This is a genomic window from Streptomyces sp. NPDC060198 (genome assembly GCF_042728415.1).
Classification (GTDB): Bacteria; Actinomycetota; Actinomycetes; order Streptomycetales; family Streptomycetaceae; genus Streptomyces.
Window position 1 is genome coordinate 1 of record NZ_JBHWZJ010000302.1, and the last position, 8,285, is coordinate 8,285.

The following is an 8,285-nucleotide window of genomic DNA, read 5'->3' on the forward strand; positions in this document are numbered from 1 at the left end:
GGCCTACGGCCCGGAGCCCCCCTTCCGCTTGCGTGGGAACGGGGACTACTTCTTGGTGAACCGCTCGTACGCCAGGCGTGCGTGCGCAGCAGCGTCCGCATCGTCCGCATCGCGACCGACAGGTTCGCCAGGTCGAAGGCGTCGGAGCTCTGGATCTCCTCCAGGGTCGAGCGCGACCGGGAGAGGATCGCCGCGTTCTTCTCCTCCCACGCCGTGAACCGCTCCTCCGGAGTGGCACCGTCGGCCCCGACGGCCAGCACGTCGGCGGTGAGCGCCGCGTGGGCCGCGTACAGGTCCTCGCGGATGGAGGCGCGGGCCATGGACTGCCAGCGGTCGGCGCGCGGGAGCTCGATGATCCGGTCCATCAGCGCGGTGATCCGCAGCCGGTCGGCGAGGTCGTAGTAGACCTCGGCGACGGCCAGCGGGTCCTTGCCCGTACGGTCCGCGATGGCCACGATGTCGAGTGCCGGGAAGGCCGAGGAGAACCCCGCGACGCGCTGGGCCAGCTCCTCGGGCACGCCCGCCTCGGTGAGCTCGTCCAGGATCTGCTGGTACCACTCCTGGTCGGTGCCCCGGAGCAGCTTGGGCATCGCGGCCCACACCTCGGCGACCCGGTCCTCGAAGAAGGCGACGGTGGCTTCGATGTCCACCGGCTGCGGGCGGTTGCCCAGGAGCCAGCGGGTGCCACGCTCCACCAGGCGGCGGGAGTGCAGCCGGATACGGGTCTGCACAGCGGCGTCGACCTTGTTGTCGAGCGCCTCGACGGCGTCCCAGACCTGGTTCAGCCCGAAGATCTCGCGGGCCGCGGCCTGCGCCCGCACGATCTCCTCCACCGAGGCACCGGTCTCCTCGCGGAAGCGGTGCAGGAAGGTGGATCCGCCGGTGTTCACCGTGTCGTTGACCAGCACCGTGGTGATGATCTCGCGGCGCAGCGCGTGGCCGTCGATCGATTCGGGGAAGCGTTCGCGCAGCTGCTTCGGGAAGTAGGCGTGCGCGAGGCGCTGGAGGTACGGGTCGTCCGGGAGGCTGGTGCGGATCAGCTCGTCGGCGGCCGTGATCTTGGTGTAGGCGAGCAGTACGGCGAGTTCCGGCTGGCTGAGCCCCCTGCCCGCGGAAAGGAGTTCGCGGATCTGCCGGTCGGCGGGGAGGAACTCCAGCGCGCGGTCCAGCTCGCCCGCGGCCTCGAGTCCGCGCATCGAGCGCTGGTGGGCGTGGAGCAGGTCGGTGGCCTGGGCAGAGGCGTTGGTGAGCGCGACGTTCTGTGCGTAGTTGTTGCGCAGCACCAGCGAGCCGACCTCGTCGGTCATCTCGGCGAGCAGCTTGTTGCGCTGCTTGACGGTCATGTCGCCGTCCCGGACCAGCCCGTTGAGCAGGATCTTGATGTTCACCTCGTGGTCGGAGGTGTCCACGCCGGCGCTGTTGTCGATCGCGTCGGTGTTGATCTGACCGCCGGACCGGGCGAACTCGATGCGGCCGAGCTGGGTGGCGCCGAGGTTGCCGCCCTCGCCGACGACCTTGGCCCGCAGCTCCTGGCCGCTGACCCGGATCGCGTCGTTGGCCTTGTCGCCGACGTCGGCGTCGGTCTCGGCGGAGGACTTGACGTAGGTGCCGATGCCGCCGTTCCACAGCAGGTCGACGGGTGCCCGCAGGATGGCCTTCATCAGGTCGGCGGGGGTCATCTTGGTGATGCCCGCCTCGATGCCGAGGGCCTCGCGGACGTGCGCGTTGACCGGGATGGACTTCGCGGAACGGGGGTGCACGCCGCCGCCCGCCGAGAGCAGCTTGGTGTCGTAGTCGGCCCAGGAGCTGCGGGGCAGCTCGAAGATGCGGCGCCGCTCGGCGTAGGAGACGGCGGCGTCGGGGGTCGGGTCGAGGAAGATGTGCCGGTGGTCGAAGGCCGCGACCAGCCGGATGTGCTCGGAGAGCAGCATGCCGTTGCCGAACACGTCGCCGGACATGTCGCCGACGCCGACGACGGTGAAGTCCTCGGTCTGGGTGTCGTGGCCCAGCGCGCGGAAGTGGCGCTTGACGGACTCCCAGGCGCCGCGTGCGGTGATGCCCATGCCCTTGTGGTCGTACCCGGCCGAACCGCCGGAGGCGAAGGCGTCGCCGAGCCAGAAGTTGTACGCGACGGCGACCTCGTTGGCGATGTCGGAGAAGCTCGCGGTGCCCTTGTCGGCGGCGACCACGAGGTAGGTGTCGTCCTCGTCGTGGCGGACCACGTCGACGGGCGGCACGGTCTCGCCGGCCACCAGGTTGTCGGTGATGTCGAGCAGCGCCGAGACGAAGACGCGGTACGCGGCGATGCCCTCCGCGAGCCAGGCGTCCCGGTCGAGCGCCGGGTCCGGGAGCTGCTTGGCGACGAACCCGCCCTTGGCGCCCACCGGCACGATCACGGTGTTCTTCACCATCTGCGCCTTGACCAGGCCGAGGACCTCGGTACGGAAGTCCTCGCGCCGGTCGGACCAGCGCAGTCCGCCGCGGGCGACCTTGCCGAAGCGCAGGTGGACGCCCTCGACGCGGGGCGAGTACACCCAGATCTCGAAGGCGGGGCGCGGGGCCGGCAGGTCGGGGATGGCCTGCGGGTCGAACTTCATCGAGACGTAGCCGTGCGGTTCGCCGTCGTCGGCGCGCTGGAAGAAGTTGGTCCGCAGGGTCGCCTTGATGACGGTGAGGAAGGAGCGCAGGATGCGGTCCTCGTCGAGCGAAGCCACCTGGTCCAGCGCACCGTCGAGCTCTTCGAGCAGTCCGTCGGTCAGCTCCCGGCCCGCGTTCTGGCGGGCCGGCGACATCCGGGCCTCGAAGAGGGAGACCAGCAGCCGGGTGGTGTGGACGTTGTCGCGGAGGGTGTCCTCCATGTAGTCCTGGCTGAAGGTCGAACCCGCCTGGCGCAGGTACTTCGCGTAGGCGCGGAGCACCATCGCCTGCCGCCAGTCGAGTCCGGCGCGCAGGACGAGTGAGTTGAAGCCGTCGTTCTCGGCGGCGCCGGTCCAGACGGCGGCGAAGGCCTGCTGGAAGCGGTTGCGGGCGTCGTCGGCGAGGTGGTCGCCGTTGCCCGTGGGCATCCGCAGCCCGAAGTCGTAGATCCAGGCGGTCGTCCGGTCCGCGCAGCGCAGCTCGTACGGGCGCTCGTCGACGACCTCCACGCCCAGGCGCTGGAGCACCGGGAGGACGGCGGAGAGCGAGACGGGCTCGCCGGTCCGGTAGATCTTGAAGCGGCGCTCGCCGGGCAGTGCGCCGACCGGCTCGTACAGGCTGAGCGCGAAGTCCTTCTCGCCCGCCTTGAGCGCTTCGAGGTGGACCAGGTCGGCCACGGCGGCGCGCGGGGAGTGGTCGGCCTTGTAGCCCTCGGGGAAGGAGCGGGCGTAGCGGCGCAGCAGTTCGGCGGCGCGCTCCTCGCCGCATTCGGCGTTCAGGGCCTCCTGGAAGCCGTCCGCCCAGGAGCGGGCGGCCTCGACGAGACGTGCCTCGATGTGGTCGGTGTCGGCGTCGGTCAGGTGCGGCAGTTCGGTGCCGGGGGCGACCCGGACGACGAAGTGCAGCCGGGACAGGATCGACTCGGTGTTCCAGGCGGTGAAGTCGACGCTGGTGCCGCCGAGTTCTTCCTTGAGGATGTCGATCAGCCGCAGCCGGACACCGGTGGTGTAGCGGTCGCGCGGCAGGTAGACGAGGGCGGAGTAGTAGCGGCCGTACTCGTCCTGGCGCAGGTAGAGCCGCAGCCGGCGGCGTTCCTGGAGGTAGAGCACCGAGGTGACGATCGAGCGGAGCTGATCGGTCGGCGTCTGGAACATGTCGTCGCGCGGGTAGGTCTCCAGGATCTGGAGCAGGTCGCGGCCGTCGTGGCTGTTGTCCGAGAAGCCGGCGCCCTCCAGCACCTCGGCGACCTTGCGGCGGACGACCGGGACCCGGCGCACCGACTCGGTGTAGGCGGCGGACGAGAAGAGGCCGAGGAAGCGGCGCTCGCCGACGACGTTGCCGTCGGCGTCGAACTTCTTCACGCCGACGTAGTCGAGGTAGCTCGGGCGGTGGACCGTGGAGCGGCTGTTGGCCTTGGTCAGGATGAGCAGCTTGTGCTCGCGGGCCTTGGCGCGGGCGTCGGCGGGCAGCCGGTCGAAGGACGGGCTCACGGGGTGCGCCTCGTCCTCGTGGTGCTTCGGGTCGGATCGCAGGATGCCGAGGCCGGTGCCGGGCACGGCGGCCAGCGAGTCGCCGTTCTTCAGTGAGTACTCGCGGTATCCGAGGAAGGTGAAGTGGTCGGCGGCGAGCCAGCGCAGCAGCTCGCCGGCCTCCTCGATCTCCTCGGCGGGGAGGTCGTCGGTGGGCTCGTCGCCCAGGCCGTCCGCGATGCGCAGCGCGGCGGCGCGCATCTTGTCCCAGTCCTCGACGGTCTCCCGTACGTCGGACAGGACGCGCAGCAGGTCGGCGGTGATCGCCTTGAGGTCCTCGCGGTCGGTCTCCCGGTCGGTCTCCACGTGGATCCAGGACTCCACGAGGACGTCGTGCGGGAGTGCCGCCCCGGCGGTGCCGGCGTCCTTGCGGCCCTTGCTCTGGGGGCCCCGGGGGACGCCGGATCCGTCGGTGAGGACCTCCAGCAGCTTGCCGGTGACGTCGCGGCGCACCAGGACCTGGGGGTGGATGACCAGGTGGATGCCCCGGTTCTGGCGGGACAGTTCGTTGGTGACGGAGTCGACGAGGAACGGCATGTCGTCGGTGACGACCTCGACCACGGAGTGGCTGGACGTCCAGCCGTTCTCCTCCACGGTCGGGGTGTGCACCCGGACGTTGGCCGTGCCCTGGGGACGGTTCTCGGCCAGCCGGTAGTGCGAGGCGGCGGCGCCGAAGACGTCGACCGGGTCCCGGCCGCTCAGGTCCTCCGGGGCGGTGTGCAAGTAGTAGCGCTGGAGGTAGGAGAGGAGCATGTCCCGGCCGGACCGCTCGTCCCCGTCCGTGCCGGCCGAGGCGACGCGTACCCGGGGGGTACCCCCCGGGCCGCCGGCACCACCGCCCGGGCTGTTGTCAGCTACCTCGGCGGCCCGTGCGAGCAGCTCGGCCTTGGCTTCGTCCAGCTTGGTCTGCATGTCCTCTGGCTCCTGTCGCGCGCCATTGCGTGACGTAGGTGAGAAAAGCGGCACAACGCCACGACGCGGGGTATCCGGTCGTAGTCGACGCTATGCCGCGATGAGAGATACCCGGGACCAAATCGGCGATATTCAGCCGTGGGTCGGGGTGACGGCGATCACGGACGGCCCGGGTGCGGGTGCACTCCGGAACCGGGCCGGGGGCTTCGATGCCCCCGAGGCGTATCGCGCTGATCACGGGCACCAGGCTATCTCGCCCGGAGGGGTGGCCGTCATGAACCGTATGTGTACAAACGAAGAGCCGCGCTTTGGACAGTTCGTACAGTGCGTCACCCGCTCGCGGCAGGGGCGCGCCCTCTTGGCGTACGCGCCCGGCCGGTGCAGGCTGGTCCCCGCCGCACACGGCCGGCGCGCGCCCGCACCCGGCCGACCCACGAACCCTGGGGGCCCCGTCATGGCACCGAAGATCCTGCTCGTCACCGGCGACGCGGCCGAGTCGCTGGAGGTCCTCTACCCGTACCAGCGCCTGCGCGAGGAGGGGTACGAGGTCGACATCGCCGCCCCCGAACGCAAGACCCTCCGCTTCGTGGTCCACGACTTCGAGCCCGGCTTCGACACGTACACCGAGAAGCCCGGCTACACCTGGCCGGCCGACCTCGCGTTCTCCGAGGTGGTGCCCGGCGACTACGCCGCCCTGGTGATCCCCGGCGGCAGGGCACCGGAGTACCTCCGCAACAACGCCGACCTGAAGGCGATCGTCGCCGCCTTCTTCGAGGACGCCCGTCCGGTCGCGCAGATCTGCCACGGCCCCCTGATCACCGCCGCGACGGGCAGCCTCGACGGGCGCGAGGTGACCGCCTACCCGGCGCTGGAGCCGGACATGCGGACGGCGGGGGCCGCCTTCCAGGACGCGGAGGCGGTGGTCGACGGCACCCTCGTCTCCTCGCGCGCCTGGCCCGACCACTCGGCGTGGATGCGCGAGTTCCTCAAGGTGCTGCGCGCGAAGGCCCCGGTCGCCTGAGACATCCATCCGCCCGGGGACCGACGGCGTCCGGCCCCGGGCGGCCTCAGGCCGTCATCGACTCCGCCAGCGCCACCGCTTCGGCCAGGCTGTCCACCACCGGCACGCCGGCCTCCTCCAAGGCGGCCCGATCGTGCGAGCCCCCGGTGAACAGCACGGCCCGGGCGCCGACGTGCGCGGCGGCCACGGCGTCGTCCACCGCGTCCCCGATGATCACCGCGTGCTCCGGGTCGACCGTGCCGAGCGCGGCGAAGTGACGCTCCATGTGGAGCGCCTTGCTGCCGCCGGAGGGTCCGGTGCGCCCGTCGACCCGGACGAAGTGCTCCTCGATGCCGTACCCGCGCACGGTCGGCACCAGCTGTTCGTGGCCGTGCATGCTCAGCAGTGACTGGCTGCGGCCGTCCCGCCGCCAGCCCGCGAGCAGCTCGGCGGCGCCGTCGGTGAGGAGGCAGGCCGCGCGGAGTGCGGCGTAGGCGTCGTGGAAGACGACGTCCATCCGCTGCCATTCGGCGTCGTTCGGTATCCGGCCCAGCAGCCGCTCGTAGAAGAGCGGTATGGGCACGCAGTACGTCGAGCGGTACCGCTCCACCGTGATCGGCGCGAGCCCCACCTCGGCGAAGGCCGAATTGGTCGCCCCGACGACGGCGTGGATGTCGTCCAGGAGCGTGCCGTTCCAGTCCCAGACCAGATGTGTGCGGTTCTCGCCGTGCTTCGCCATGGGAAAGACCGTACCCGGCGGGTCCGACAACCGGGAGAGCCTCCCGTGACCGTCCGGGACGGCCCTCTGCCGCCCGGCCTCAGCCGAGCAGCTGCGGGATCTCCTGCACGCCGAACCAGAGCAGCTCGTGGTCCTCCGCACCGTCCACGGTGAACCGCGCGTCGTCGTCGCCGTGGTCGGCGGCGCCCAGGGCCGCGGCTGCCGCCGTCACGTCCTTCTCGGCTTCGTCGGAGTCCACGTGCACGGCCGCCGCCTTGGCGAGCGGCACGGCCGAGGCGAGGCGCACCTCGCCGACCGAGTCGGGGTCCAGGCCCCCGTCGGGGTCGCCGAGCGCGTCACCGTCCGGTACGTCGAACGCGACGACGACCCGACGGCGCGGCTCCTCGGGCAGGGCGGCGATCAGCCGGAGCGAGGCGGCGGCGGCCCGGCTGAGCGCCGCGTACTCCAGCTCCTCGATGTCGTCGGAGACGTACCACTCGCGCAGCCCGGGGGTCACCGCGTAGGCGGTCAGCGGTCCGGGGCCCAGCTCGCCCGCCCCGTGCGCCGCGGCGAGACCGGAGAGGGTCAGGGGGACGTACACGCGCATGGCTTGGCCGCTTTCGTAGTCGACAGACGCCCTCAGGATACGTCGGCGGTCCCCCTTCGGGGCGTGGCGGGGACCCACTCCCGGACGGTCCCCGGGGCTCGGCCGTCCGCCCGCTCCTCGGGCGCCTGCCCGCCCCCTCACCCGGATAGGTGATCCGTGCCGTACGTCCCGGACGGCCCCGGCGCCCCTTGCGGCCTCGTCGCGACTCCCCGTAGAAGATGCGCAACGCAACGTCGCCGTCCGGTACGACCGGACGGCCTCACACGGGGGCGATGACCATGAGCACGGACCGGACCAGGACCTTACGCGCGGATCGCCGCACCCGTCCCGAACAGCGCGGCAGCACCCGCCCGGCGGGCGGCAGGCCCACGGGCCGCCGCGACCAGCGCCGGCCCGGCACCGTCCCGGCACGGCGCGGCCCGCTTCCGGCGCGGGGCCCGGTGCGCCCGCACCACTGGTTCGCGGAACGGCTGCTCGCCGTACTCAGCGGGCGCCGTCCGGTCCACTGGATGCTCGGCCACACGGTGGGCGAGGCGTACGACCAGCTCGCCGAGCTGGCCCCCGGCGCCCCGCTGCGCGCCGTCTGGGGCGACAGCCCCGTACTGCGCGGGTGTTACGGCGCGCAGCCCGCGACCGGCGTGGTCGAGGCGTTCGCGAGCATCTGGGGCGGCGGCCGGGTGCACGCCATGGCGTTCCGGCTGGAGCAGGGCGCCGATCTGCGCTGGCGCTGCGCGGCGGTGGAACTCGGCGGCGAGCGCCTGCCGGCCTGAGTCCGGTACGCGCCACGGGCCGGCACGACGGCCCGGCCGGCCCCGGTCCGGTACACGCCGGGGGGCGCGGCGGCCCGCGGCCCCCGCACCGGCGACGGCCGGTACGAGAAAC

The 8,285-nt window shown here is 72.0% G+C and carries 4 protein-coding genes and 1 pseudogene; 2 read left to right on the forward strand and 3 right to left on the reverse strand.

Going from position 1 to position 8,285, the window contains the following annotated elements; genetic code table 11:
• Positions 1-74 precede the first annotated feature (74 nt).
• Positions 75-5,078: pseudogene (locus ACFWEP_RS27160) on the reverse strand (NAD-glutamate dehydrogenase); the annotation flags it as partial.
• Between the two features lie 454 nt (positions 5,079-5,532).
• Here ACFWEP_RS27160 and ACFWEP_RS27165 point away from each other — a divergent pair.
• Positions 5,533-6,099 (forward strand): DJ-1/PfpI family protein, encoded by a 567-nt coding sequence (locus ACFWEP_RS27165; protein ID WP_328721391.1) that lies wholly within the window; start codon positions 5,533-5,535, stop codon positions 6,097-6,099.
• Positions 6,100-6,145: 46 nt separating this feature from the next.
• Here the strand turns inward: ACFWEP_RS27165 and ACFWEP_RS27170 are convergent, their stop codons facing one another.
• Complete coding sequence (locus ACFWEP_RS27170) at positions 6,146-6,817, reverse strand: HAD family hydrolase (RefSeq protein WP_387373777.1); 672 nt, start codon at positions 6,815-6,817, stop codon at positions 6,146-6,148.
• A 79-nt stretch (positions 6,818-6,896) separates the two neighbouring features.
• Positions 6,897-7,403 (reverse strand): DUF6912 family protein, encoded by a 507-nt coding sequence (locus ACFWEP_RS27175; protein ID WP_387373780.1) that lies wholly within the window; start codon positions 7,401-7,403, stop codon positions 6,897-6,899.
• A gap of 272 nt (positions 7,404-7,675) precedes the next feature.
• On the opposite strand from ACFWEP_RS27175, the gene ACFWEP_RS27180 reads away from it, so the two are divergent.
• Entirely contained in the window at positions 7,676-8,173 is a 498-nt protein-coding gene (locus ACFWEP_RS27180; RefSeq protein WP_387373782.1) for an Rv3235 family protein, read from the forward strand.
• The last annotated feature ends 112 nt before the right edge of the window (positions 8,174-8,285 follow it).